General features: G+C 70.7%; 24 protein-coding genes. 12 read left to right on the top strand and 12 right to left on the bottom strand.

The window, feature by feature from the left end; genetic code table 11:
* Positions 1-95 precede the first annotated feature (95 nt).
* The 3 genes from ABFX55_RS04415 to ABFX55_RS04405 form a co-directional block, all read right to left on the bottom strand.
* Positions 96-1,028: an NAD(P)-dependent oxidoreductase gene (locus tag ABFX55_RS04415; protein ID WP_346118297.1), complete on the bottom strand. Its 933-nt coding sequence runs from the start codon at positions 1,026-1,028 to the stop codon at positions 96-98.
* Positions 1,025-2,488 (bottom strand): MFS transporter, encoded by a 1,464-nt coding sequence (locus tag ABFX55_RS04410; RefSeq protein WP_346117843.1) that lies wholly within the window; start codon positions 2,486-2,488, stop codon positions 1,025-1,027. Before ABFX55_RS04410 ends, ABFX55_RS04415 begins: the two co-directional genes overlap by 4 nt.
* A 71-nt stretch (positions 2,489-2,559) precedes the next feature.
* Positions 2,560-3,006, bottom strand: a complete 447-nt coding sequence (locus ABFX55_RS04405; RefSeq protein WP_346117842.1) for a carboxymuconolactone decarboxylase family protein — start codon at positions 3,004-3,006, stop codon at positions 2,560-2,562.
* Between the two features lie 127 nt (positions 3,007-3,133).
* Here ABFX55_RS04405 and ABFX55_RS04400 point away from each other — a divergent pair, with 127 nt between their 5' ends.
* On the top strand, positions 3,134-4,030 hold the full coding sequence (locus tag ABFX55_RS04400) for a LysR family transcriptional regulator (RefSeq protein WP_346117840.1): 897 nt from the start codon (positions 3,134-3,136) through the stop codon (positions 4,028-4,030).
* Between the two features lie 346 nt (positions 4,031-4,376).
* Here the strand turns inward: ABFX55_RS04400 and ABFX55_RS04395 are convergent, their stop codons facing one another.
* Positions 4,377-5,084, bottom strand: coding sequence for a helix-turn-helix domain-containing protein (locus tag ABFX55_RS04395; RefSeq protein ID WP_346117838.1), 708 nt, complete (start codon positions 5,082-5,084; stop codon positions 4,377-4,379).
* Between the two features lie 54 nt (positions 5,085-5,138).
* Here ABFX55_RS04395 and ABFX55_RS04390 point away from each other — a divergent pair, with 54 nt between their 5' ends.
* A complete protein-coding gene (locus tag ABFX55_RS04390; RefSeq protein ID WP_346117836.1) occupies positions 5,139-5,519 on the top strand; it encodes a DoxX family protein in 381 nt (126 codons plus the stop codon).
* A gap of 36 nt (positions 5,520-5,555) precedes the next feature.
* Here ABFX55_RS04390 and ABFX55_RS04385 read toward each other — a convergent pair whose 3' ends face one another.
* A complete protein-coding gene (locus ABFX55_RS04385; RefSeq protein ID WP_346117835.1) occupies positions 5,556-6,452 on the bottom strand; it encodes a glycoside hydrolase family 16 protein in 897 nt (298 codons plus the stop codon).
* Between the two features lie 503 nt (positions 6,453-6,955).
* Positions 6,956-7,861 (bottom strand): LysR family transcriptional regulator, encoded by a 906-nt coding sequence (locus tag ABFX55_RS04380; RefSeq protein ID WP_346117833.1) that lies wholly within the window; start codon positions 7,859-7,861, stop codon positions 6,956-6,958.
* A 109-nt stretch (positions 7,862-7,970) separates the two neighbouring features.
* On the opposite strand from ABFX55_RS04380, the gene ABFX55_RS04375 reads away from it, so the two are divergent.
* Positions 7,971-9,329, top strand: coding sequence for an MFS transporter (locus ABFX55_RS04375; protein WP_346117831.1), 1,359 nt, complete (start codon positions 7,971-7,973; stop codon positions 9,327-9,329).
* A gap of 184 nt (positions 9,330-9,513) precedes the next feature.
* Here the strand turns inward: ABFX55_RS04375 and ABFX55_RS04370 are convergent, their stop codons facing one another.
* Genes ABFX55_RS04370 through ABFX55_RS04360 form a run of 3 tightly spaced genes read right to left on the bottom strand, consistent with a single transcriptional unit; the run spans position 9,514 to position 11,455 of the window.
* The gene (locus ABFX55_RS04370) at positions 9,514-10,755 is read right to left on the bottom strand and encodes an RNA polymerase sigma factor (RefSeq protein WP_346117829.1); all 1,242 of its coding nucleotides are present in this window, start codon (positions 10,753-10,755) and stop codon (positions 9,514-9,516) included.
* A gap of 5 nt (positions 10,756-10,760) precedes the next feature.
* A complete protein-coding gene (locus ABFX55_RS04365) occupies positions 10,761-11,096 on the bottom strand; it encodes a YciI family protein (RefSeq protein WP_346117827.1) in 336 nt (111 codons plus the stop codon).
* A gap of 29 nt (positions 11,097-11,125) precedes the next feature.
* Positions 11,126-11,455: an SRPBCC family protein gene (locus tag ABFX55_RS04360; RefSeq protein WP_346117825.1), complete on the bottom strand. Its 330-nt coding sequence runs from the start codon at positions 11,453-11,455 to the stop codon at positions 11,126-11,128.
* Positions 11,456-11,570: 115 nt separating this feature from the next.
* Here ABFX55_RS04360 and ABFX55_RS04355 point away from each other — a divergent pair, with 115 nt between their 5' ends.
* Together ABFX55_RS04355 and ABFX55_RS04350 are read left to right on the top strand one after the other, a co-directional pair.
* Positions 11,571-12,032 carry a pyridoxamine 5'-phosphate oxidase family protein gene (locus ABFX55_RS04355; RefSeq protein ID WP_346117823.1) on the top strand — a complete coding sequence of 154 codons (462 nt, stop codon included), beginning with the start codon at positions 11,571-11,573 and terminating at the stop codon, positions 12,030-12,032.
* 74 nt (positions 12,033-12,106) lie between these two features.
* Complete coding sequence (locus tag ABFX55_RS04350) at positions 12,107-12,457, top strand: PRC-barrel domain containing protein (protein ID WP_346117821.1); 351 nt, start codon at positions 12,107-12,109, stop codon at positions 12,455-12,457.
* 91 nt (positions 12,458-12,548) lie between these two features.
* Here the strand turns inward: ABFX55_RS04350 and ABFX55_RS04345 are convergent, their stop codons facing one another.
* Complete coding sequence (locus ABFX55_RS04345) at positions 12,549-12,881, bottom strand: winged helix-turn-helix transcriptional regulator (RefSeq protein ID WP_346117819.1); 333 nt, start codon at positions 12,879-12,881, stop codon at positions 12,549-12,551.
* Positions 12,882-13,178: 297 nt separating this feature from the next.
* On the opposite strand from ABFX55_RS04345, the gene ABFX55_RS04340 reads away from it, so the two are divergent.
* The 5 genes from ABFX55_RS04340 (at position 13,179) to ABFX55_RS04320 (ending at position 17,080) form a co-directional block, all read left to right on the top strand.
* Positions 13,179-13,481 (top strand): antibiotic biosynthesis monooxygenase, encoded by a 303-nt coding sequence (locus tag ABFX55_RS04340; RefSeq protein ID WP_346117818.1) that lies wholly within the window; start codon positions 13,179-13,181, stop codon positions 13,479-13,481.
* Positions 13,482-13,571: 90 nt separating this feature from the next.
* The gene (locus ABFX55_RS04335; RefSeq protein WP_346117816.1) at positions 13,572-14,486 is read left to right on the top strand and encodes an ATP-binding cassette domain-containing protein; all 915 of its coding nucleotides are present in this window, start codon (positions 13,572-13,574) and stop codon (positions 14,484-14,486) included.
* Position 14,487: 1 nt separating this feature from the next.
* Positions 14,488-15,270 (top strand): ABC transporter permease subunit, encoded by a 783-nt coding sequence (locus ABFX55_RS04330; protein ID WP_346117814.1) that lies wholly within the window; start codon positions 14,488-14,490, stop codon positions 15,268-15,270.
* An 11-nt stretch (positions 15,271-15,281) separates the two neighbouring features.
* Entirely contained in the window at positions 15,282-16,445 is a 1,164-nt protein-coding gene (locus tag ABFX55_RS04325) for a sensor histidine kinase (RefSeq protein WP_346117812.1), read from the top strand.
* Positions 16,436-17,080 (top strand): response regulator transcription factor, encoded by a 645-nt coding sequence (locus ABFX55_RS04320; protein WP_183643465.1) that lies wholly within the window; start codon positions 16,436-16,438, stop codon positions 17,078-17,080. The genes ABFX55_RS04325 and ABFX55_RS04320 overlap by 10 nt, the downstream gene beginning before the upstream one ends.
* Here the strand turns inward: ABFX55_RS04320 and ABFX55_RS04315 are convergent, their stop codons facing one another.
* Positions 17,081-18,241: an FAD-dependent oxidoreductase gene (locus ABFX55_RS04315; protein WP_346117810.1), complete on the bottom strand. Its 1,161-nt coding sequence runs from the start codon at positions 18,239-18,241 to the stop codon at positions 17,081-17,083.
* 97 nt (positions 18,242-18,338) lie between these two features.
* Between ABFX55_RS04315 and ABFX55_RS04310 the strand changes: the two genes are divergently transcribed.
* Entirely contained in the window at positions 18,339-19,007 is a 669-nt protein-coding gene (locus tag ABFX55_RS04310; protein ID WP_346117808.1) for a TetR/AcrR family transcriptional regulator, read from the top strand.
* A 123-nt stretch (positions 19,008-19,130) separates the two neighbouring features.
* On the opposite strand, the gene ABFX55_RS04305 is transcribed toward ABFX55_RS04310, so the two are convergent.
* A complete protein-coding gene (locus tag ABFX55_RS04305) occupies positions 19,131-19,658 on the bottom strand; it encodes an RICIN domain-containing protein (RefSeq protein ID WP_346117807.1) in 528 nt (175 codons plus the stop codon).
* Positions 19,659-19,988: 330 nt separating this feature from the next.
* On the opposite strand from ABFX55_RS04305, the gene ABFX55_RS04300 reads away from it, so the two are divergent.
* Complete coding sequence (locus ABFX55_RS04300; RefSeq protein ID WP_487047394.1) at positions 19,989-23,150, top strand: AfsR/SARP family transcriptional regulator; 3,162 nt, start codon at positions 19,989-19,991, stop codon at positions 23,148-23,150.
* The last annotated feature ends 169 nt before the right edge of the window (positions 23,151-23,319 follow it).

The raw sequence follows: 23,319 nt of genomic DNA, 5'->3' as shown, positions 1-23,319 counted from the left end.
GAACGGCGATGCCGTCTTGGCCGCCCACGATGGGCATGACCGGTGACCTTCAGGTTCATGCCTGCGGGAGCGGTGTCCACCGGCTCGTCCTGTCGTTACCAGCCGGAGGGCGAGGTCGGCTGGTACGGCCTACTGAGCACCTCGGTCAGAGCCGAGATGCTGTGGTCGCCGTGGCCGGCCTCGGCGGCTCGCCTCACCAGGTCGTTCAGGGGGGCGAGCCAGGCCACGTCGACGTTCGTCTCCCGGGCCAGGTCCTCGTCATGGGCCGCTCCGGCCAGGAAGAGGTTCACCGAGGAGACGGCGTCGCTGTAGTCGCCGCTGTCGATCTCCCTGGCATAGACAGGCAGCAGAGACTTGATCATGTCCAGCCACTTGCCGGCGAAGCGCACCATGCTGGCCGCCTCCAGTCCGCGTGCCCGAACGGCGGCGGCACCCTGGAAGAAGCCGGCGAGTGCGGGCAGCAGGAGGGCGCCCACCGCCATCTCGTACAGGGCGGCCAGGTCGATCTCGTCGCCCAGGTGGACGGTGTCGCCGCCCAGCACCTTCAGGGTCGGCTCGTATGCGTCGAAGACGGCCTTGGCGCCGCTGTAGTAGATCAAAGTGTCCCGCGCCCCCACGGCTGAGGGCACGTTCTTGACCGCGCCATCGAGGTATCGGGCTGAGTGACTGCCGGCCCAGGCGGCCATTTCACGGGCGCCGGCCGGGGATCCGCTGTTCAGGGTGACCAGGGTGCGCCCAGGCAGGACGGCGGCGGCTGGTTCCAGGATCCGGTGGGTGTCTTCGTAGGTGGTCAGGCAGGTGATGATCAACGGGCTCGCGGCCACGGCGTCCTCGATCGCCTCCGTGTGGATCGCGCCCTTGGCAGCGAGGGGCGCGGCCTTGTGCGGTGTACGGTTCCACACTGCAGTGGGGTGTCCTGCCCCGATGAACGCTTCGGCGATGGCCGTACCCATCGAGCCCAGCCCGATGACGGTCACCTTGTCGTCTGTCATTGTTTGATTCCTTGGTGATGCATAGTGGCCGGTCAGTGATGGACGGCCATGGAGGGCTTGCCGGCTTCCGTGCCGGTGCTGGGAGTGGGCTGAGCGGGCTTGCGGTGCAGCAGCAGGAGCAGCGCGGTGGCCAGGCCGGTCAGCGCGAAGATCGCGGTGGCCCAGAACCCGGCCTGGAAGCCGTCGTTCAGGCCCTCGGCGTTCGTCCCGGTGGTGTAGGCGAAGGCGACCGAGGAGGCGATGGCGATGCCGAGCGCGGCGCCGATCTGGAAGACGGCGTTGTTGATGCCCGAGACCAGGCCGGACTCCTCGGCCTTGGCGCCGGTCAGCGACGCGATGGAGGCGGCGACGTTGGTGCTGCCGATGCCGGTGCCGAAGATGACCAGGCCGAAGAACAGGTCGCTCCAGTAGCCGCCGTTCGGGTCGATCTGGGTCAGCAGCAGCAGGCCGCCGGACAGCAGCGTCATGCCCACGATCGCGATGGGCTTGTAGCCGACCTTGGCGACCAGGCGGGCGCTGACGTTCGCGCCGATGATCGACATGACCGCGTAGACCGCGGTGCTGAGGCCGAACTTGACCGCGCTGTAGCCGAGCACCTGCTGGGCATAGAGCGAGGTGATGAGCGCTCCGCCGTACACGGCCATGGCGACGATGAGCATCAGGATGTTGCCGCCGACCACGGTCGGCGAGCGGAAGATCCGCAGCGGGACCAGCGGCGCCTTCGACCTGTTCTCGATCAGCGTGAAGATCACGAGTAGCACGGCGGCGGCGATCAGCATGCCGATCGTCTGGCCGCTGCCCCAGCCGACGAGCGGGGCCTCGGAGACGGCGTAGACGAGCAGCGCGATGGCGGCGGTGATGGTCACCGCGCCCGCCGGGTCGAATCGGCGGCGGCCCGGCTGGACGGGCGTCTGCTTCAGCAGGCGCGGGCCGAACAGCAGCACGGCGGCGACCACGGGGACGTTGATGTAGAAGATCCACTGCCAGCCGAGGCCGTCGGTGATCGGGCCGCCGATGAGCAGCGCGGCGGTGGCGCCGAACGCGCCGATGCCGGTCCAGATGCCCAGCGCCTTGTTGCGTTCGGGTCCCTCGGCGAAGGTGTGCATGAGCACCGCCATCGCGGTCGGGGTCATGATCGCGGCAGCCGCGCCCTGCACGACACGGGCCGCGATCAGCACCTCGTCGTTCCAGGCCAGGCCGCACAGCACTGAGGCGACGCCGAACAGCGCGGTGCCGAACAGGAACATCCGGCGCCCGCCGAGCAGATCGGCGGTGCGCCCGCCGAACATCAGCAGGCCGCCGAAGCTCAGCAGGTACGCGCTCATCACCCACTGGACGCCGCCCGGGGAGAACCCGAGTTCGCTCTCGATGGAGGGCAGGGCCAGCATGACGATCTGGGAGTCGACGATGACCATGAAGAAGGCCGCCACCAAGAGGGTCAGCGCCAGCCATCTCCGTGGATCGGAGGCCTCTTCCTGAGGTTCACGGGACATCATAAGTTTTCCTTCTTTTCAGGGTGTTTCAGGGCAGCGCGAAGCCACCCCGTGGGGGGCGAGCCTCGTGAGGCCTAGTGCGGAGGGGAGATCCTCGCGGTCAGGCACATGCGGTCGAGCGCGTTCGCGACGGACACGGCCATGATCAGGTTCGCGAGGTTGTAGGGACCGAGCAGGTTCTCCGCCGCGCCGTACACGTCGTCGGGCACGCCGTCGGCGGGGAGCCTGGTCATCATTTCGGTGAGAGCCAGCGCGGCCCGTTCGGAGTCGGTGAACCGGAGCGAGTCGCGCCAGCCCGCCAGCTCGTTGAGCCGATCCTGCGTCTCACCCAGGCGGAGGGCTTCGGCCGAGCGCCGGGCCAGGAAGTACGCGCAGCCGTTGAGCTGGGCGACCCGGATGCGCGTCAGTTCGCGCAGCCGGTCGTCGCTCAGTCCCTCACGCCGCAGCGCGTCCTCCAACTCGGTGATCAGGTCAACGGCTCGTGGCGACACTGCCGCCAGTTCGATGCGCTGCCTGGTCATCGTGTCGTTCAGCCCCTTGCTCGTCGGTCGTCCTCCGCCGGAAATCAGTGTGAATCCGACAGATGGCCACGAACAATGGCGAAGTTCTCACCGTTCGGTAAGGTGCCCTTACCGATGGGAGGTGCCGGTGAACTGGCAGGAGCTGGAGACGTTTCTGACACTGGCCGAAGAGCTGCATTTCGGCCGCGCGGCCGACCGGTTGCACGTCTCGCGCGCCCGGGTCAGCCAGATGACCCAGGCCCTGGAACGCCGGGTCGGCGGCCCGCTGTTCGAGCGCACCAGCCGCCGGGTGGCGCTGACCCCGCTGGGCAGCCAGCTGCGCGAGGACCTCGATCTCCACTACCAGGGCATCCTCGTAGCCTTGGCCAACGCCGCCGACAGCGCGCGCGGGGACGGCGTGCTTCGCGTGGGCTTCTCCAGCCCGTTGGTCAGCGAGAAGGTCATGACCGTCGTCGAGGCGTTCCGCAGCGAGCACCCTCGCTGCGAGGTGCAGATCCGCGAGGTGCACCTGTCGGACCGCTATGGCGCCCTGCGCCGGGGCGAGCTCGACATCCAGCTCATCGAGCTACCCGCGGACGAGCCCGACCTGACCATGGGACCGGTGCTCCTGCGCGACCCGACCGTGCTCGCGGTCTCCAGCACTCACCGCCTGGCGGGCCGTACCGCGATCTCGCTGGAAGAGCTGGCCCACGAGACCCTGCTGGTCATCGACAGCCTGCCGGACTACTTTCTGCACCGGCACATGCCCGACCGCACCCCGAGCGGGCGGCCCATCCACCGCAAGGCCAGCACCACCTACTGGCAGGAACTGCTCGCGCTCGTCGCCGCCGGCGAGGGCGTCACCATCGCCGCCGCCCAGGGTGCCCGCTACTATCCCCGCCCCAACCTGATCTACCTCCCCATCGAGGACGCCCCACCCCTGGAATACGCGCTCCTCTGGCGTACGGCAGGCGTATCCGCCAGGGCCTTGGCGTTCAGCCGGGTGGCGCTGGAAGTGTCCGCAGCCCTGCCCCGGAAGGTCTGATTCCACCAGGAAGTAGTCGACCCATCTACAAGGGCCGTTCTCGGCCCCACCACGCCCGATTGGAACGGTCGACGAAACCCGGAATATCGGCAGGGCGCCTTCCCGCCCGGAGGCGACGCCTTTTTCCGCTCACCCTGAGAGGGAACGCGCCCGACGGCTGGTGGGACCAGGCGCACAGCGTTGGCGACGGTGATGCCAGGTGGCATGAAGATGACACCCCGGTCAGCAAGGTGCAATCGCACGCTGCTGCCCAGGCTGAAGGGGCCGGTCAGGACCTTGTGCCGGGCGTCGTCTGGAATGCTGCTCGTCCTGGCAGGGGCGGCCACGCTACAGGGGGCCGGCCTGGTCATGCAGGCTCGCCGCACGACCGTCGGCCGGGTCCTCGAGCCGCCGGCCGTCTGAGGCCTGTCGCCGGTGCGGCGCGGAGCGTGAGCGACACGGGGGTGCGGCCCAGCAGGGCGCGGGAGGTGCGGGCAAGGTGGGCCTGGTCGGCGAATCCGGCCGTGGCCGCTGCCGACGCCACCGACGAGAGGCCGAGCTGGGTGACGGCCGCCCGCAGCCGCGCCCACTGGCGCAGCCGTACCAGCGGGATCCCGACGGACGCGCGGACCAGGGCGCGCAGCCGCGGCGGCGACAGCCCTACCTCGGCGGCGATGGCGTCAATGGGCAGGAGGTCGGCGGCCAGATCCAGCGCGTGAGCCACCCTCGGGTCGAGGAGCGGGCCGGGGCCGGCGAGCGTGACGAGCTCCGTCAAGGCGGCGCCGGAGCCGAGGGCCGCCCGCATCCGCCGTACGGCTCGCTCGTCGAGCACCGTCACCTCCTGGCGCGGGCGCAGCAGCCACGCATCGACGAACAGCGCCGTATAGGCCGAGGTCACCGCGGCGGTGTGGGCGAGCTGCGGCGGCACGAGCAGCCCCGGGCCCGAGATCCGCCCGGCCACGACGGGCCCTCGCTCAGGGAGGACGATCTTCCACACGGGATGCACGTGACGGGCGACCCTCGCCGGGCCGTTCTCCTCGAACACGGTCATCCCGCCGCCGGGGACGGACTCCAACCGGCGATCGTTTCGTTCAAGCGCCTGCGCGGGCGTAGGGGTCAGCATCGCGTCATGCACGATATCGCCGCCATCGCTCTGGCCCTCTTCCTGATCGCCGTGGGAGCCTCGCACTTCCTCTTCCCCGGATACTTCCGCACACTGGTCCCCGGCTGGTTCCCCTGGGCAGCGCCGGCCGTCGCCGCCAGCGGGGTGGCGGAGATCCTCGTGGGCGCGATGCTGGTCGTTCCGGGTGGCAGGGCGGCGGGGGGCTGGGCCGCCGCCGCGCTCATCACCGCCTACCTCGCCTCGCACGTGGACGCGCTACGGCACGCGCGTCGCGACCGGCCGCGACTGCTGGACCGTCCGGCGGGCGTGGTGGCCCGCCTGGTGGTCAACGCCGCCTACATCGCCTGGGCGGTCACGGTGGCGCTGACCGCTCCAGGAGGCAGTTGAGACCGGCCAAGCCCCGACGGGCAGGTCCGCGACGCGTCACCAGGCGCGGGTACGCCCCACCCACACGTTCCGGGCACGGAAATAGGTGTTGCCGGAAGGACCCGGTTGCTCGTTCCAGCCAGGACCGCCGGGCTCGATCCCGGAAGCCCAGGAGCCCATCTGCAGGTTGATGATGAGCCACTGCGGGACGCCCGCCCAGCCGACCCCCCGGTGGGTCGCCTTCCAGACCCCGTCGAAGTAGTAGTCGAGCATGACGTCGTCGCCGTCCTTGTACATCCAGACGCGGTACTTGTGCCAGGCGTCGGGGTCGTGGCCGCTGACCGGTTCACGCTCGACGACCTCGTCGCCAGTGGCGTTCTTGCTCCAGGTGTTGAAGAGGTTGGTCGAATTGCCCACGTATTCCAGGATGTCGCTCTCCGGCGGCCAGGCCGGCCAGGTGCCGGTGGTCCAGAACGCCGGCCAGATGCCCTGTCCGGTCTGGGTGCGGAACTCGCCCTCGATGTCGTACTCGGGGAACTGGTCGTTGACGAGGATCTGCTCCTTGGCGTGGATGGCGCCCGAGCGGTACCACAGCGGAGCGTTCGGCGCGTGCGGGCTGTTCCCGTCCGGCGCGGCCAGCCGGGTCGCCGTCAGGGTCAGCACACCCTGAGCGAGAGAGACCTGGCCGGCGTGCATCCTGGCGGCGCCGTTGTGGGTGTCGGCGCTGCCGTCCCAGGGGTAGAGGTGATTCCACTCCTGGTTGAAGGCCGAGGTACTGCTGAAGGAGGACTTCTCGATGATGTTCTCCCACGAGGCGCCGGTGCGGCGGGCGCGGTTGGCGGCTGAGGACGTGGCGTGGGCCGCGGTGGGGGCGAGTGAAAGTCCCAGGGACAAACCGCCGACGGCCGCCGCCGAGGCCAGGAGCTGACGCCGATTGATTCCTTGTTCGGACACGTTCTTTCCTTTCTTCGACCCCCGTCACCGGCGTGCGAAGTGAGCCGATGACGAGCGGGGGCCAGGGCGCTCACGCAGGGAGGGACGCTGTGGACCACGCCCAAAGGGGGTTTGCCGACTTCGCCGCAGGTGGTCCTCATTCAGGCGAATGATCATGGTTGGGCGGGAACAGTATGCCAATTGATCAGTTGGTGGGGAAGGCAGGGCGAGGAGGTTGTAGGTCATGGCGATCTTGAAGAACACCACGCCGGACAGTGCGAGCGTCGTGTGGCACAGCCGTCCTGGCCGGCCCCACCAGCCCTTCACCCAGGCCGGCACCGCGGTGACGGCGACCAGGACGGCGCACAGGAGCCCGGCCGTGGCGAGGACCGGCAGCGCTGGACGCGACGCATCGGGGGTCGGCCCGCGTGCTCATCCGTGCGTCGAGTCCGGTTCGGCTTAGACTCCCCGCCCCCCACAGCTCTGGGTGGTAGCGGTCCTGGCAGTACAGCGGGGTTCGCTGTTCAGGGACGGGCTGCGGCGTACAGGATGTCGCGCATGCCGGGCAGGGACTCCCGGTCTTCTCGCCAGACGAGCCGCAGACTCAGATCCGGGAGCGGAAGGTCGAGCGGGACCAGGGCGCCCGAGCGGAGGCTGTCGGCGACCGCGAACCGGGGGAGCAGCGAGATCCCGAGCCCGTGCTCGGCCCATGCGCGCATCACAGGGACGCCTCCGGCTTTGATCCGCCGGGGGCCCGAGCCGAGGATCTTGTTCCCTGCCATCCAGAACGAGCACTCCGGCACGTTGACCAGGAGCCGCTCGTGCTCGAGGTCACCGGGTGTCAGAGCGGCGCGGGCGGCGAGCGGATGGGCGGGGGCGGCCACCAGCGCGAGGGGCACCGGGTCGAGGTCGATGAAGGCGAGCGGTCCGGCGGGGGCGGGGAAGCCGAGTCCGCCGACATCGTCACCGGAGTCGAGCAGCAGGGCGGCTTCCAGGCGTCCGTCGGTCACGTCGGCCAGGAGGCCGTCGCGGGCGCGTGCGGTCTGCACCTCGACCTCGATGTCGGGACGGCGTTCGGCGAAGCGGGCGAGGACCTGGGGCACGTAGGAGCCGGCGAGCGTTTCCAGCGCGCCGAGGCGCAGCAACCGCCGTTCGGCTCTGACGTCGCGGACGGCCTGCTCGGCCTGGTCGAGCAGGGAGCGCGCCCACCCCTGCAGCCGCTGTCCTGCGGGGGTGAGGTCCATTCCCCTGGGACCGCGCACGAACAGGGCCACGCCGAGCATTCCCTCGAGGGCGCGGATCTGCTGGGAGACGGACGAGGGGGCGAGGTCGAGCGCGACGGCGGCGTCGGTCACGGTCCGATGCTTGACGACCGCCTCGAAGGTTCTGAGCTGGCGGAACTCCACGCGGAGAGGAACCGCGTGGAGCATGCGGGAATTCCGAACGGGACGTGCGGCTGTGGCGGTGGAGCCGTGGGCCTGCTGAACGCACAGTGGGTCGCCTCATCTCCACCCTTTGTCTTCGGGAGCTGTCTCGGACATGACCCTTGTGAACTCACCCATGCCGGTGCCGGGGAACCGCCGTCCGCGCCGGGGGAGCGCTCGCGCGCTGGCGGGTCTCTCGCTGGGCTACTTCATGGTGCTGCTGGACATGACGGTGCTGTCGGTCGCCGAACCCGATCTGGCGTCGTCTCTGAAGACCTCGATGGCCGGGCTGCAGTGGGCGACCACCGGATACACCGTGGCGTTCGCGGCGCTGCTGCTGTCTGCGGGGGCGGTGGCGGACCGCTTCGGTGCCGAGCGGCTCTTCCGGGCCGGGATCGCGGTCTTCACGCTGGCGTCCTTGCTCAGCGCGTTCGCCCCTGGGCTGTCGGCCCTGGTCCTCCTGCGCGCGATTCTCGGCGCCGCCGCGGCAGCGTGCGTGCCCGCCTCGATGGCGATGATCGCCCAGCTCTACCCGGAGCCTGCGGCGCGGGCGCGCGCGGTCTCGGCATGGGCCGCGATCAGTGGTGCGGCCGTCGCAGCGGGTCCGCTCGTGGGCGGCGCACTGGTCGGCGCGGCAGGATGGCGCTCCATCTTCCTGGTCAACGTGCCCATCGGCCTGGCGGTACTGACGCTGACGCTGGGCCGGGCGGTGGCCTGCCCGCGCAGTGAGCGCAGGATCGACTGGCTCGCACAGGTGGCGGCCGCCGCGGTGCTGGCCCTGTTCACAGACGCGCTGATCGCCGCCGGTGCGCAGGACTGGGCCCACGCCGCGTGGTCGTCGGTGGGACTCGGTGTGTCGGTGCCGGCCTTCTGCGGTCTGGAGCGTCGCAGCAAGGCGCCGGTCGTGAACCGGGCTCTGATGCGGTCAGGCCTGGTGCGTGCCGGACTGCTGGCCGCCGCGGCCGTGAACTTCGCGTTGACAGGGAGTCTTTTCGTCCTGCCGCTGCTGTTGCAGCAGGAATGGCACCTCAGCCCGCTGCAGACGGGACTGGCATTCCTGCCGCTGACCGTTCCCTTCGCCGCCAATCCGCCGTTCACGGGCAAGATCGTGGCACGGATGGGTCCACGCCGTCCGATCCTGGCCGGTTTGCTGCTGCTGGCCGTCGGCGGCGCTGCGATGGCCGGCGCGGTCTTCGCAGGCGGAGGGTACCCGTGGCTCGCGGTGGGCCTCCTGATGAGCGGCTTCGGCGTCTCCTACGCCTTGCCCGCCCTGGTGGCGGCCCTGGTCAGCGTCGCCCCCGCGGGGACGGCCGGTGCGGTGGGCGGTCTGCTCAACGCCGTGCGCCAGGTCGGCGCCACCCTCGGCGTCGCCGTCATGGGCGCCGCCGTCGCGGCGGGAACGGGGTGGGCCCTGCTGGTGTCGTCCGCGGTCTGCGCCATCGCCTGGTTCGTGTTCGCTCTCATGCGCCGATGAGACGACCCGATGACACCGGGCCAGGGCCGATGCGCCCATGCCGCGTCCAGCCGGCGCAGCGCCTGCCCTGGCGTGCGGGGGCGGTGCGCATTCGAAGGGTCGATGAGCGAACAGCCGTTCCGGGATCGTATCCACCCTTCCCAGACAGACGCGCCGGCTGCCGACCTGCTCCTGCGGCGGCGCGTCAGCCCGAAGAGTGCGAAGCCGTCTCGTCGGCCCGATCGAGCAGGGCGCGCCGTTCGGGTGCGGAGTGGGCGACGGCGGCGGCCTGCCGGAACAGGGCCGCGGCCCGCTCGCGGTCGCCGTGCCGGGCGAGCAGGTCCGCTTCGGCCGCCACGGCCAGCGGGTAGTCGTCCAGCGCGCCGCCCGCGCGGGCCTGGGCGAGCAGGGCGAGACCGACTGCGGGCCCGTGCGCGTAGCCGTACGCCACGGCGCGGTTCAGCTCGATCACCGGCGAGGGCTGGACCTCTGCCAGCCGGTCGTACCAGGTGGCGATCGCCGGCCAGTCGGTGGCCTCGGCGGAGGCGGCGGTGGCGTGGCAGGCGGCGATCCTGGCCTGCAGCGCGTACGACCCTGCTTCTGGCGCACCGTCGAGGACACGCAGGCCCTCGGCGATCGCGGCGTGGTCCCACCGGCGCCGGTCCTGCCTGTCCAGGGTGAGCAGGTTGCCCTGCCCATCCCTGCGGGTCTCGCGCCGCGAGTGCTGGAACAGGAACAGCGCCAGCAGCGCGGACACCTCGCCCTGGTCGGGCATGAGCCGCCGCAGGAGCCTGGCCAGGCGGATGGCCTCCTCGGCGAACGCGGGCCGTCCGTCGGCGTTGTAGCCGTGGGTGAACAGCAGGTACAGCACCGCCAGCACGCCGGGCAGCCGCTCGGTGAGCGCAGGGCCCGTCGGCACCCTGTAAGGGATGCCGGCCTCCGCGATCCTCGTCTTGGCCCTGGTCAGGCGTCTGGTCATGGTCGACTCGCTGACCAGGAAGGCCCGCGCGATGTCAGCGGTGGGCACCCCGCCGATCGTCCGCAGGGTCAGGGCCACGCGCGCCTCCAGGGCGAGAGCGGGGTGGCAGCAGGTGAAGATGAGCCGCAGCCGGTCGTCCACCACTTCCTCTCGCGCTGCGACGTGGCCCTGATCGTGCAGTGCGAGCACCGCCAGCTCGGCCAGCTTGCGGCGTTCGACCGAAGCGCGGCGCAGCACGTCGACCGCGCGGTTGCGGGCCACCGTCATCAGCCAGCCGCCCGGGTTGCGCGGCACCCCCTCCAGGGGCCACCGCTGCAGGGCGAGCGTCAACGCCTCCTGGGCACAGTCCTCGGCCAGCGTCCAGTCACCGGTGACGCGGATCAGCGCCGCCACGATCCGCGCGTACGCGTCCGCGCTCGCGGCGGCGACGGCCTCGGCCGTCGCCACCGCGACACGCACATCGGTCACGTCGGTCAATCGTTCAGCTCGACCAGCGGGCGCAGCTCCAGCCGTCCCGCCCGAGCCATCGGGTGGGCGCGGGCCACCTCGATCGCCTCGTCCAGGTCGGCGCACTCCAGCACGTCGTAGCCCACGATCACCTCCTTGGTCTCCGTGAAGGGGCCGTCGGACACCATCAGCCTGCCGTCGCGGACCCGGACCGTCGTGGCCGCGGACGTCGGAGCCAGCGCGCTGCCCTCCAGACGACGGCCGCGCGCGTCATTCTCCGACACCCACACCTCGATGTCGGGCTCGGCCGCCTTGTCGGTGTCGGGCTCGGTGTCAGTGCAGACGAACATCATGTACTTCATCGCTGTTCCTCACTCCCGTGAACTCACCACTATGACGAACGGGCGGCCCGGTTCCGGACAGCGTGGTCGCCAGAGCGCCGGTCGGGCCTATGAGGCGGGCCTGGTGTCGCCGTCGCGCTGAGGCCGTCCGCGCCCGTCCGCGCTCTCGCGAGACGGCCGAGCACAGCGGCCCAGCCGCTGCCGGTCTCCTGTTCGAGCATGTCGGGAAGGCCACTGTCGCGCAGGATGAGCCGGGTGCCTTCGCCGTCCTGGGTCAGGGTGACCTCGACCCTGGTGGTTCCCGGCGGGATGTCGGGGGCTTCGGGGGTGGCCTCCCAGCCGAAGGTGAAGACGATCCGCTCGTACGGCCCGAGCTCCACGAACCGCCCGTTCTCACATAGGCGGGGAGGCGTTCACGATGCCCGCGCACGAGTGGTCGGCCTCGGCTCGATACCATCGGCGCGATTTTCTCGTCGCTTTGAGGAGTTGTCCGCGATGACCCTGCCCGCCGCCCGCACCTTCGAACAGCGCAGGCTCGACACCCTGCACCGGCTGGAGCACGATGTCGACGCCTGGGTGGCCACGGCCGACCCGGAGGGCGGGGAGCCGTACATGGTGCCGCTGTCGTTCCTGTGGGACGGCGCCACGCTGCTGTTCGCCACGGCCGCCGACTCGGCGACCGCTCGCAACCTGGGGGCTTCAGGGAGGGCGCGGCTCGGCCTCGGCCTCACCCGCGACGTGATCCTCATCGAGGGCACGGCCGAGCCGCTGCGGATGAGCGAGGTCTCCGCAGAGGTGGGCGACGCCTTCGCCGTCAAGACGGGCTTCGACCCGCGTGAGCTGAGCAGCCCGTACCTGTACTTCCGCATCCGTCCTGAGCGGATCCAGGCCTGGCGGGAGGTCAACGAGCTCAAGGGCCGCGAGCTCATGAGGGACGGTCACTGGCGCCTTCCCTGAGGGGCGCCGGGGTTTGGCGCGCCTTCGCCGGGTAGCTGGGCGACTCACAATCTCGACAACTGGGAGTCACCTACATGACCGAGCACTGGAGCTACCGCGAGGGTGTCGCCTCCGACCCGACCATGAGCATGGTCGGCTTCGACGTCGAAGCCACCGACGGCAAGATCGGCTCAGTGGATGAGGAGAACAACGCGGTCGGCGCCAGCTATCTCGTCGTCGACACCGGGTTCTGGATCTTCGGCAAGAAGGTCGTGATGCCCGCGAGCACCATCATCCGGATCGACCCGCAGGAGAAGAAGGTCTACCTCGCCCGCACCAAGGAGGAGATCAAGAACGCTCCGGAGTTCGACGAGAACACCTACCAGGAGCCGACGTACCGCCAGCAGGTCGGCGACTACTACGGCCGCTTCCCGCACCGCCCGTAACCCGCACGGTGTCTGAGCGTCAAGGGCTCTCCCCGATCGGGGAGAGCCCTTGACGCGTGGCGGGGCGCGGCCGACCGCACGGCGTTCCAGGTCACCTGGGCAGGCTCTCGATGCGCTCCATGTGCTCCTCGCCCCACTCGCCGAGCGGCGCCATCGCGGTGTTGAGCGACTGGCCGAAGTCGGTCAGCGAGTACTCCACCTTCGGAGGCACCTGGTGGTAGACCTCGCGGTGCACCAGACCGCTGGCCTCCATCTCCCGCAGCTGCAGGATCAGCACGCGCTCGCTGATGCCCAGCACAGAGCGCCTCAGCTCTCCGAACCGCAGGGGCCCCTCGGCGAGCGAGAAGAGGATCAGCCCCTTCCACTTGCCTCCCATGATGTCGATCGCGGCGTCCAGCCCGCACGTGAAGGTCCGCTTCTTCACCAGCGCTCCTCCTGCAAAAGGTCCGTACCTGCTGCCAGGCTACTCAGGAGGCAGGAGCGGGGCCGAATGCCTGCAGGAAGGTGCGGACGGCGGCGCGGGTCACTTGCCATCAGGCCGGTCGTCGCCCGCGTCGACGCGCCGTCGTCCGAGCCGGTCAGCGCCTTCGTGCAGGGCGAGCAGATCAGCCGGAGGGCCGCCGTCAGGCTCCACGCCCCCACTCATCCATATAGTCACTAAAATTGACTATATGGATTGGTGACTATATCGTGTCCTCATAAGCGTTCGAAGGAGACCCTGATGAGCACGACAGTCGAGCTGACCCGCTTCAAGGTGGCACAGGACAGGACCGAGGCGATGCTGGCCGCGCGTCCGGGGATGCTGGCCGATTTCCGCGCCGACAGGGAAGGTTTTCTCGGTGCCCGCCTGGTGCGGCTGCCGGGCGGCGAGTGGCTGGACGTCGTGGAATGGCGCTCGGCCGACGATTTCGCCGCCTCCCGCCGCAAGGGCGCCAACCTGCCAGGCATCGCCGCGTTCTTCGCCACGATCGCCGAGCTGGTCAGCGCGGAGGAGGGTGTCCTCGCCGGCGACGCCGAGCGGTGAGCTCGGCGGCCCGGTTACGGGTTTCCGCCATCGAGGTCGGCGGCCGGCCCCCATGGTCGCCGCGCCTCCCGCTGCCTAGCGTGGTCCGACGTGATCAGTCTCAAGGGGTTGAGCAAGCGCTACGGCGACAGGATGGCGGTCGACGAGCTGACACTGGAGGTGAGGCCGGGCGCGGTGACCGGGTTCCTCGGGCCGAACGGGGCGGGCAAGTCGACCACGATGCGCATGATCCTCGGGCTCGACCGTCCCACGGCGGGCACGGCGCTCATCGGCGGCGTGCCGTACCACCGCATCGCAAACCCGCTGCGGAAGGTGGGCGCGCTGCTCGACGCGCGGGCGCTGCATCCGGGGCGCAGCGGGCACGCCCACCTGGTGGCGATGGCGCTCAGCAACGGCATCCCGCGCGGCAGGGTCGCCGAGGTGCTGGAGACGGTCGGTCTCGGCGAGGCGGCGCGCAAGCGGGCCGGCACGCTGTCGCTGGGCATGAGCCAGCGGCTCGGCATCGCCTGCGCGCTGCTGGGCGACCCCGAGGTGGTGATGTTCGACGAGCCCGTCAACGGCCTCGACCCCGACGGCGTGCGGTGGGTACGCCACCTGATGCGCTCGCTGGCCGACGAGGGCCGTACCGTGTTCGTCTCCAGCCACCTCATGAGCGAGATGCAGCTCACCGCCGACCACCTGGTCGTGCTGGGCAAGGGGCGGCTCATCATGGACGCGCCGCTGGCCGAGGTCATCGCGCGCAGCTCGCTGACCGCCGTGGTCGTGCGCACGCCGCACGCCGCCGACCTGGCCGTGCGGCTGAGGGCCGGGGGCGTCGCGGTGGAGCGCGCCGGCGAGAACGAGCTCGTCGCCACCGGCGTCGCGATCGAGCGCGTCGGCGACCTGGCCCACGAGGCGGGCATCAGGCTGCACGAGCTGCGCACCCGCGAGGCCTCGCTCGAGCAGGCCTACCAGGAACTGACGGCGAGCAGCGTGGAGTACGGCGCGCAGAAGGCGGGGGTGTGACATGCGGCAGGTGATCGGCGCCGAGTGGGCGAAGCTGTGGTCGGTCCGCTCCACGTGGTGGTGCATGGCGGGGGTGACGGCGCTCATGGTGCTGAGCGCGCTGGCGCTGGGCGGCGCGACGGCCACGGACCTGATGCGGGAAGGCGCGCGGAGCGCCCGCTTCGCCGTGAGCGAGCCGGTGGTCTCGGCCACCACGTTCGCGCAGTTCGCCCTGGTCGCGCTGGCGATGCTGGTGATCACCTCGGAGTACGCCTCAGGCAGCATCAGGAGCACGTTGCAGGCCACCCCGATCAGGGGCCGGATGCTGGCGGCGAAGGCGCTGGTGGTGCTGCCGGTGATGTTCGTCGCCGGAGTGCTGTCGGGAGCGCTGGCGACGATGGCCGGCTACGTCGTCCTCTCCCTGGACACCTTCGGCGGCCACGCGGCGCTGCCGCTCGGGGAGGTCACGCTCGACCTGCTGCGCGTGGGCGTCTTCTTCGCCCTTGTCTCGGTGATGACGCTCGGCGTGGGCACCGCGATGCGCAGCGCCGCCGGCACGCTCACCGTGGTGTTCATGCTGCTCATGGGGTTGCCGCTGATGTTGTTGATGGCGGGTGGCCCGGCGGCGGTCGAGGTGTCGCTGCGCATGCCGCTCTTCGCAGGGCTGGCCTTCATGGAAAGCACCGACAACATGACCGGCGGGCCCATCCCGTACCCGGCGGGCGAGGGGCTGGCGTGGCTGCTGGTCTGGACGGCGGCGGCGTTGGCGGCGGGCTATGCCGTCCTGCGCAGGCGCGACGCCTAGACTCTGTGGCCGTGTCAGCCAACCGGGTCATCCGCGCGCTGGTGGGGGTGCTCGCGGGCATGGCCCTCGGCGTCGTCGAACTCGCCTTCCTCCTCCTGGCCTGGCCCGTCACGCTGCTGCCCGCCACCCTGTTCCCCGCCGCGCGGCAGGCCGTCGGCAGAGGCGCCGCGAGGCTGCTGGCGCTGGAGCGGGCCAGGCTCGCCACGTGGCTCGAGCACTCTCCGACGCGGGAGGGCGGCGGCTACGGCTACCTGGCCGTCCGCGCGGCGCTGGGCGTCGTCGGCGGCTACTGCTGCGCGACGCTGGTCTTCCTCGGCGGCCTGCTGCTGGTCGGCGGGGTGTGGGAGCTGATCGTCGGCCGCGCGCACGTGGTGCCCGTGAACCTGCCCGGCGTGAAGGTGGTCACCAACAGCGCCGCGGTAGGGATGAGCAGTGCGGTCGTGCTGCTGGCGCTGACCGCGCTCGCCGTCCTGGCCATGGGGACGGCCGAGCGGCGGCTGGCCGACCACTTCCTCGGTCCCGGCAGGCAGGAGCTGATGCGCAGGCGCATCGCCGAGCTGACCGCGACCCGTTCGGGCATCGTCAGGGCCGTCGACGACGAGCGGCGCAGGATCGAGCGCGACCTGCACGACGGCGTGCAGCAACGAGGGGTGGCGCTGGCCATGCTGCTCGGCCGCGCCAAGCACAGCCCCGACCAGGCCAGGACGGCCGAACTGGTCACGCAGGCCTACACCGAGTCGCGCCAGCTCCTGGACGAGCTGCGCAGCGTGGCGTGGCGGATCTATCCGACCGCGCTCGACGAGCTCGGCCTGCGTGCAGCGCTGGCGGGGGTGGCCGAGCGGGCCGGCGTGCCGGTGACCGTCCACTACGGGCTGACCGAGCGGCCCGTCTCCGAGGTCGAGACCGCGCTCTACTTCGTGGCCAGGGAGGCGATCACCAACGCGGTCAAGCACGCGGGCGCGCGTGACATCCTGGTCGTGTTGACCGAGGACGAGCGGACGGTGAGCGTGGCGATCTCAGACGACGGCGCGGGCGGCGCCGACCCCTCGGGCGGCGGGCTGTCGGGGCTGGCCAGGAGGGTGCTGGCGCTCGACGGCGAGTTCACCGTCGAGAGCGCGGAGGGCGGCCCCACCAAGATCGCCGCGAGGCTGCCGAAGGCGGCGCCGTGCGGCTGATCCTGGCCGACGACTCCGTGCTGCTGCGCGAAGGGTTGAGCCGCCTGCTCGAGGACGCGGGGCACGACGTCGTCGCGGCCGTGGGCGACGCCGCTGCGCTGCTCGACGCGGTCGAGCGGCACGAGCCCGACGTGGCGGTGGTCGACGTGCGCATGCCGCCGACGCACACCGACGAAGGGCTGCGGGCGGCGCTGGAGATCCGCGAGCGCTGGCCGGGCGTCGGCGTGCTCGTGCTGTCGCAGTACGTGGAGAAGACCTACGCGGCCACGCTCCTCGCGGGCACCACCGAGGGGCTGGGCTATCTGCTCAAGGACAGGGTCTCGGAGGTGGCCGACTTCCTCGACTCCCTCGAGCGGGTGCGGGGCGGCGGCACGGTCTTCGATCCCGAGGTGGTCAGGCAGCTGCTCGCCCGCACCACCCACGCCGACCCGCTCAGCAGGCTGAGCCCGCGCGAGAGCGAGGTGCTGCGCCACCTCGCGGAGGGGTTCGTCAACGCGGCGATCGCCGAGCGGCTGCACGTGTCACTGAGCACCGTCGAGAAGCACGTCAACGCGATCGTCGACAAGCTCGACCTGCCGCGCGACCCCGGCTACAGCCGCAGGGTGCTGGCGATCCTGCGCTACCTCGACGGCTGATCACGGCCTGCCCCCAAGGGTGCCCAGGTCGTGGGTGTAGAGCCAGGCCGTGGCCCTGTCGTAGAAGTGCCTGAAGACGATGGGCATGATCAGTTCGTTGAGGCGGCGCCTGATCGGGCCCGTCGTCTTGGCGTCGCGGTTGCTCGCGGCCGATCGGGACAGCTTGCCGACCCTGGCTCTGCGCAGGCGGTCGTACGCGGCCAGGCCGTCCTCGACGGTGGCGGTGCTCGCCAGCGACTGGGCCAGGACGACGGCGTCCTCGATGGCCATGGAGGCGCCCTGCCCCGCGCCGACCGGGTGCGCGGCGTCGCCGACGAGCACGACACGGCCGCCGTGCCAGGTCGGCACCTCGGCCAGCGTGTGCATGAGGGTCGGACGGTGCAGCAGCGTGGTCGCCCTGATGATCGTGCTCGGCTGCCGCTCGGCCCGGTAGAGCGCGGCGAGGCGCTCGAGCCACTGCTCGTCGCTCACCCCCGCGAGTTCGGGCTGCAGGGGCTCGGCCACCTGCGCCGACCACCACACGGTGCCGTCGGGCGCGCCGAGGTGCAGGAAGGCGCCGTTGCGGGCGAAGACCATGTTGAAGGTGCCAGGCCTGGACGCCACGCCCTCGGCGATGCCGGAGACGGTGTAGAGCCCGGCGTAGGCGGGGGAGGGGGCGAGCGGGTCGAGGGCCCGCCTGGTGGCCGACCACAGGCCGTCGGCGCCCACGAGCAGGTCGGCGCGGGCGCTCGAACCGTCGGCGAAGCGCGCCACGACACCGTCGCCGTCCGGGGTGGTCCCCGTCAGCCGCCTTCCCGTGACGATCCGCGCCCCGAGGCCTCTCGCGTGCTCGCGCAGCGTCTCGACCAGGTGGCCGCGCATCAGGGTGGTGCTGAACAGCGGGTCGTCGGCCCGCCGTCCTCGCGGCATCTCACCGAGGAGCCTGCCTGAGGCGGCCCACATGCGCTGGTCAGGTACGGCGAAGCCGGCCTGCCGTACCTGCTCCATGCAGCCGAGCGCCCGCAGACCGCGCAGGCCGTTGGCGGCCAGGCTCAGGAACGAGCCCACCTGACCCGCGGGGTCGGCATGGGCTTCGTAAACGGTGACCTCCGCGCCGATCCTGCGCAGCGCGATCGCGCAGGCGGTCCCTGCCACACCCCCGCCGATGACGATGACGTTCATGCTCACTCCTGAATTCGCATTCGGTGAATCTCTATTCGGTGAAAGCGGACTCAGTATGCTGAGCGGCGACGACGCGCGTCAAGCGGAAGGGGCAGCGGTGGGAGTGCGCAAGGAGAAGGCGGCGGGCACCGAGGCGGCGCTCAAGGAGGCGGCGCGGCGGCTGTTCGTGGAACGCGGCTTCCCCAACACGAAGATCACCGACATCACCCGAGCGGCCGGCCGGGCGACGGGCTCGTTCTACGACCACTTCACCGACAAGGACGACCTGCTGCAGTCGTTGCTGCGCGACATGGAGGCGCAGGCCGACGCGGGTCTCGACGCCGGTGAGCACGAGCACGACCACGATCTGGCCGACCGCGACCAGCTCCGCCGGCATCTCGCCGTCTCGTGGGGCGTCTTCCGCGACCACCTGCCGGTGGTGACGGCGCTGTTCCAGTCGATGATGTCCGACTCGCCGGGATCGGGCCGGGTGTGGGAGAGCCTCGCCGCCGAGACCGGCCCGCTGCGCGACCACCTGGAGCACATGCGCGAGCAGGGACAGGTCCTTCCTGGCCCGCCCGAACTGGTGGCCGCGGCCATGGGCGCCATGACCTCCCTGCTCGGCTACGCCGTGCTGACGGGGGGCGAACACGGCCCTGCCGCCTCCGACGACGAGATCGTCGACACCCTCACCGCGCTGCTGCACCACGGACTGGCCGGCGCGCCCGCCTGCGAGCAGTGCGTCGGTGTCGTCCCCTCTGCGGCGGGCGAGTCGTTCTCACCGTGACGGCGGAGCCGGGTCCGGCATGCCCCCGCGCAGGACGTTTGGAGGTGAGGGGGGAGGGAGGGCCGGGACCGGGCGGGTGAGCCCGGGTCGCGCGGCCCTTGGTGTGTCCGGTGTGGCCGGCGGTCAGGCCAGGGTGTCCTGCACCTTGATCTGCCCGTCGTAGATGACCCACTTCTGGTTGGCGTTGTTCATGCACTTCCACAGGCGGACCTTGGTGCCGTTGGCGCGGGAGTTGCCGACGTCCAGGCACATCGGGCTGGCGGTGTCGATGGTGTCCTTGATGACGATCTCTCCTCTCCTGATGACCCAGAGCTGGTTGGTGTTGCTCACGCACTGCCACAGCTGGACCTGGGCGCCGTTGGTGCGGGCCTTGGTGGCGTCCAGGCACATCGGGGTGGCGGTGTCGGCGGTGTCCTCGACCTTGATCAGGCCGTTGTCGATCACGAACCTCTGGTTGGCGTTGCCGACGCATTGCCACAGCTGGACCTTGGTGCCGTTGGTGCGGGATTTGGTGGCGTCCAGGCAGACGGGGGAGTCGTGGGTGAGGGTGTCGGGGGCGGGCAGGTGGGCGGCGGCCGCGGCGGGCAGGACGGTGGACGCGCTCACGACGGCGACGGCGACGCCGGCCAGTAGATGGCGAGCAAGCAGCATGGTGCCTCCTGGGCAGGTGTGATCAGAACGCGAACACCATCCCGCAACTTAATGTGATTGACCAGTTGCGTTTGGTTAATGTCTGGTCATCCACGCAATTCATCGGCATTCTGCGCCCGTCCCGGCGCGCCCTGCGATCGTGGAGGGGTGCGTCCGCGAGCTTGTACGGAATCGATCATCTGAAGACGCCCTGCAACCGCAGGGCCGCCGTAGCATCCGCCGAAAATCCACCACGCTCGCCCGACCTGCGATGATAACGGTCCGATGAAGGTCGGCGGTGTGCGCGCAGTGGCGGTTCGGCCATCGCCACAATTCGGCACAATGACTGACGTGAGAGTCGAATTGCTCGGACCGTTCGAGGTCAGAAACCGCGATGGGGCCGTGGTGGAGGTTCCTGGGATTCGGCTACGCGCACTGCTGGCTGCACTCGCCCTCGAACCTGGCCGGATCGTCACGCGTGCGAGGCTGGTGGACTGGATCTGGGGGCAACGGCCGCCCGCGGACGAGGTGAATGCCTTGCAGGCGTTGGTGTCCAGGCTGCGCAGGGTGTTGCCGGACGGCGTGATCGAGGCGGAGTCCGGCGGGTACCGGCTGGCCGTGACCCCTGATGCCGTGGACGTGAGCCGGTTCGAGCACCTGGTCGGTCAGGCCCGCGCCGCCGAGCCCGCGGCGCGGGCGGATCTGCTGCGCTCGGCCCTGGCGTTGTGGCGAGGTACGGCCATGGCCGACATCGCCCTGCAGGACAGCGACGCGTTCGACGCCGTGGTCGCGCGTCTGGACGAGCTCTACGTCGCCACGCTCGGGGATCGGGTGGATGCGGATATCCGCCTCGGCCGTGGCTCGGAGCTGATCTCCGAGCTGACCGAGCTGGTTGCCACGTATCCGCTGCGGGAGGGGTTCGTGGCGGCCTTGATGCGAGGGCTCGCCGAGGCGGGGCGCGGGAACGAGGCGTTGACCCTGTACCAGCGGACGCGCGAGCGGCTCGCTGAGGAGCTGGGCGCCGATCCATCGGCCGAGCTCTCCGCGCTGCACACCGCGTTGCTCCGTGGCGAGCTGGGCGAGCGGGCGGAGCACCACAGGACGAACCTGCGCGCCGAACTGACGAGTTTCGTCGGCAAGGACCATGACATCTCCGCGGTCGCCGGTCTGGCCATCAGCTACCGGCTGGTCACGTTGACGGGGCCGGGTGGCTCCGGCAAGACAAGGCTGGCCACGGAGACCGCGCGGACGATGCTCACCGAGCTGCCGGATGGGGCGTGGCTGGTCGAACTGGCCTCGGTGGGGGCCGGCGGTGAGCTGGCGCAGGCCGCCCTTACCGCGATCGGCCTGCGCGACCAGGCATTGCTCGGCAGTGCGCGGGGTGGGGATGCGATGGATCGGCTCATCGCCGCGATCAGGGAGCGCGCGATCCTGCTGATCCTGGACAACTGCGAGCACGTGATCGAGGCGGCCGCGGCTTTCGCGGATCGGCTTCTGGGGGAGTGCCGGAGGCTGCGGATTCTGGCCACCAGCAGGGAGCCGCTCGGTATCACAGGGGAGGTGCTGTGGCAGGTCGAGCCACTCGCGCTGCCCGCGCAGGGAGCCGACTCCTCCGACGTCGAGTCCTCGGCCGCGGTGCGGCTCCTGCGGGATCGCGCGGATCTGGTGCGCAAGGACATCGGCTCCGACGCGCACACACTGGCGGCCATGACGCGGATCTGCCGGGCGCTCGACGGGATGCCGCTGGCGATTGAACTGGCCGCGGCACGGCTGCGCACCATGTCCATCGATCAGCTGGCGCGCCGCCTCGATGACCGATTCCGTCTGTTGACCGGCGGCAGCCGTACGGCGCTTGCCCGGCACAAGACGCTGCGCGCGGTCGTGGACTGGAGCTGGGATCTGTTGACCGAAGCCGAACGCAGCGTGCTGCGGCGGCTGTCGGTGTTCTCCGGCGGGGCGAGCTTGGAGGCGGCCGAACGGGTGTGCGAGGACGAGGCCTTCGGCGGGGAGGAGGCGTTCGCCGAGGAGCAGGTGCTCGACGTGCTGACCGCGTTGATCGAGAAGTCGCTGCTGGTCGCCGACGGCGAGGACACGCCGCGCTACCGGATGCTCAACACCATCAGGGAGTACGCGGCGCACCGGCTCGTCGAAGCCGGGGAAGCCGAGCTGGCGCGCCGGGCGCACCTTGCCTACTTCACCGAACTGGCCGAGAAGGCCGAGCCGCACCTGCGTCGGGCCGAGCAACTGGAATGGCTGGCCACGCTCGAGGCCGAGCACGACAACATCGGTACGGCCCTGCGCGGCGCGATCGCCGCGGGATGGGCGCACGAGGCGATGCGGCTGGTCGCGGCCGTGGGCTGGTACTACTTCCTCAGCGGGCACAGGGGCGAGGGCACCGAGTTGAGCATCGCGGCCGCCTCGCTGCACGGTGAGGTGCCCGATGCGGTGCGGGCGATGGCGTACGCCATCGTGGCAGTGTTCGTGACCTCCGGGCCCGGCCGGGATCAGTATCAGGCGCGGGAGTGGATCGAGGAGGCGCACCGGCTCACCCAGCGCAGCGGGTATCGCCACCCGATCCTCGGGTTCATCGCGCCGCTGGAGCGGATGCTGCGGGAGCCGACGGAATTCCTGCCCGCGTTCGAGCCGCTCGTCGTCGGCGACGATCCGTGGGTGCGCGCGCAGGCCAGGCTCACTCGTGGCCGACTGCGGCTCACGCTCGGCGGCGACGAGACTGACGTGGACATCGACATCGACATCGCCCTTGCAGAGTTCCGCACGCTGGGTGACCGGTGGGGGATCTCGTTGGCGCTGACCTTCCTGGCCGATCGGCTCGCCATGCGCGGCGAGTTCGCACGCGCGTGTGAGCACTACGAGGAGGCGGTCGCGGCGCTGACCGAGGTAGGCGGGGTCGAGGACGTGGTCGGCCTGCGGGCGCGGCAGGCTCAGCTGTACTGGCTGCTCGGCGATGAGCGATCCAGCACGTCCGCCATGGCTGAAGCGCAGCGGTATGCGGGCGGGATCACCTGGCCGGACGCGCTTGCCGAGCTTGCGCTTTCGAAGGCGCAGTTGGCGCGCTGGCGCGGCGAACCGGACACCGCACATCAGCACCTGGCCACGGTGCGGGCGATGCCGGGCTACGAGGAACTGAGCGACATGGCCCGCGCCAGGGCCATGGACCTGTACGGCTACCTCACCGAGGATCTCGAGAAGGCCGGCGCGTATCGGAGCGAGGCGTTCCGCGCGGCGGTGGACTCGACGTATCCGCCGCTGATCGCCGAGATGTTGGTCGGGATCGCGGATCTCGCGCTGCGCCATGGAGAGTACGAGCAGGCCGTGCGGTTGCTCGCGGCGTGCGACGGCGTGCGCGGTACGCAGGATCGTTCGCTGCCGGACGCCTCCAGGATCGCCGCGGACACGCGTGATCGCCTCGGTGAAACCGTGTTCACCGAGGCGACTCGTGCGGGGCAGCAGCGGGATTGGCGTGAGCTGGCCGAGATCACGCTCGGTTCGTGAACGTCGCGCGCGCCCACAGGTAGCCGATCGGAGAGCCCGACGCACCGGGCGATCGCCGTGATGCGCAGGACCGGGCGGCGAAGAGAAGACTTCTCCGGCCCCGGTGACACGGCGGTGTTGAGGGTCAGGGAGGCGTCGAGACCCGCCAGGGCGGCAGGCAGGGACCCGG

This window comes from Nonomuraea roseola (assembly GCF_039535395.1).
GTDB lineage: Bacteria > Actinomycetota > Actinomycetes > Streptosporangiales > Streptosporangiaceae > Nonomuraea > Nonomuraea roseola.
The sequence above is the reverse complement of the archived record's forward strand: the minus strand, read 5'-3'. Positions and strand labels throughout refer to the sequence as shown.

What these genes read in the sequence shown, in the direction of transcription:
- ABFX55_RS04350 (WP_346117821.1), top strand. Translation starts at nt 12,107, where the DNA reads ATGACCGAGCACTGGAGCTACCGCGAGGGTGTCGCCTCCGACCCGACC.
- ABFX55_RS04375 (WP_346117831.1), top strand. Translation starts at nt 7,971, where the DNA reads ATGACCCTTGTGAACTCACCCATGCCGGTGCCGGGGAACCGCCGTCCG.
- ABFX55_RS04315 (WP_346117810.1), bottom strand. Translation starts at nt 18,241, where the DNA reads ATGAACGTCATCGTCATCGGCGGGGGTGTGGCAGGGACCGCCTGCGCG.
- ABFX55_RS04410 (WP_346117843.1), bottom strand. Translation starts at nt 2,488, where the DNA reads ATGATGTCCCGTGAACCTCAGGAAGAGGCCTCCGATCCACGGAGATGG.
- ABFX55_RS04355 (WP_346117823.1), top strand. Translation starts at nt 11,571, where the DNA reads ATGACCCTGCCCGCCGCCCGCACCTTCGAACAGCGCAGGCTCGACACC.
- ABFX55_RS04405 (WP_346117842.1), bottom strand. Translation starts at nt 3,006, where the DNA reads ATGACCAGGCAGCGCATCGAACTGGCGGCAGTGTCGCCACGAGCCGTT.
- ABFX55_RS04380 (WP_346117833.1), bottom strand. Translation starts at nt 7,861, where the DNA reads ATGCTCCACGCGGTTCCTCTCCGCGTGGAGTTCCGCCAGCTCAGAACC.
- ABFX55_RS04340 (WP_346117818.1), top strand. Translation starts at nt 13,179, where the DNA reads ATGAGCACGACAGTCGAGCTGACCCGCTTCAAGGTGGCACAGGACAGG.
- ABFX55_RS04330 (WP_346117814.1), top strand. Translation starts at nt 14,488, where the DNA reads ATGCGGCAGGTGATCGGCGCCGAGTGGGCGAAGCTGTGGTCGGTCCGC.
- ABFX55_RS04365 (WP_346117827.1), bottom strand. Translation starts at nt 11,096, where the DNA reads ATGAAGTACATGATGTTCGTCTGCACTGACACCGAGCCCGACACCGAC.
- ABFX55_RS04305 (WP_346117807.1), bottom strand. Translation starts at nt 19,658, where the DNA reads ATGCTGCTTGCTCGCCATCTACTGGCCGGCGTCGCCGTCGCCGTCGTG.
- ABFX55_RS04390 (WP_346117836.1), top strand. Translation starts at nt 5,139, where the DNA reads ATGCACGATATCGCCGCCATCGCTCTGGCCCTCTTCCTGATCGCCGTG.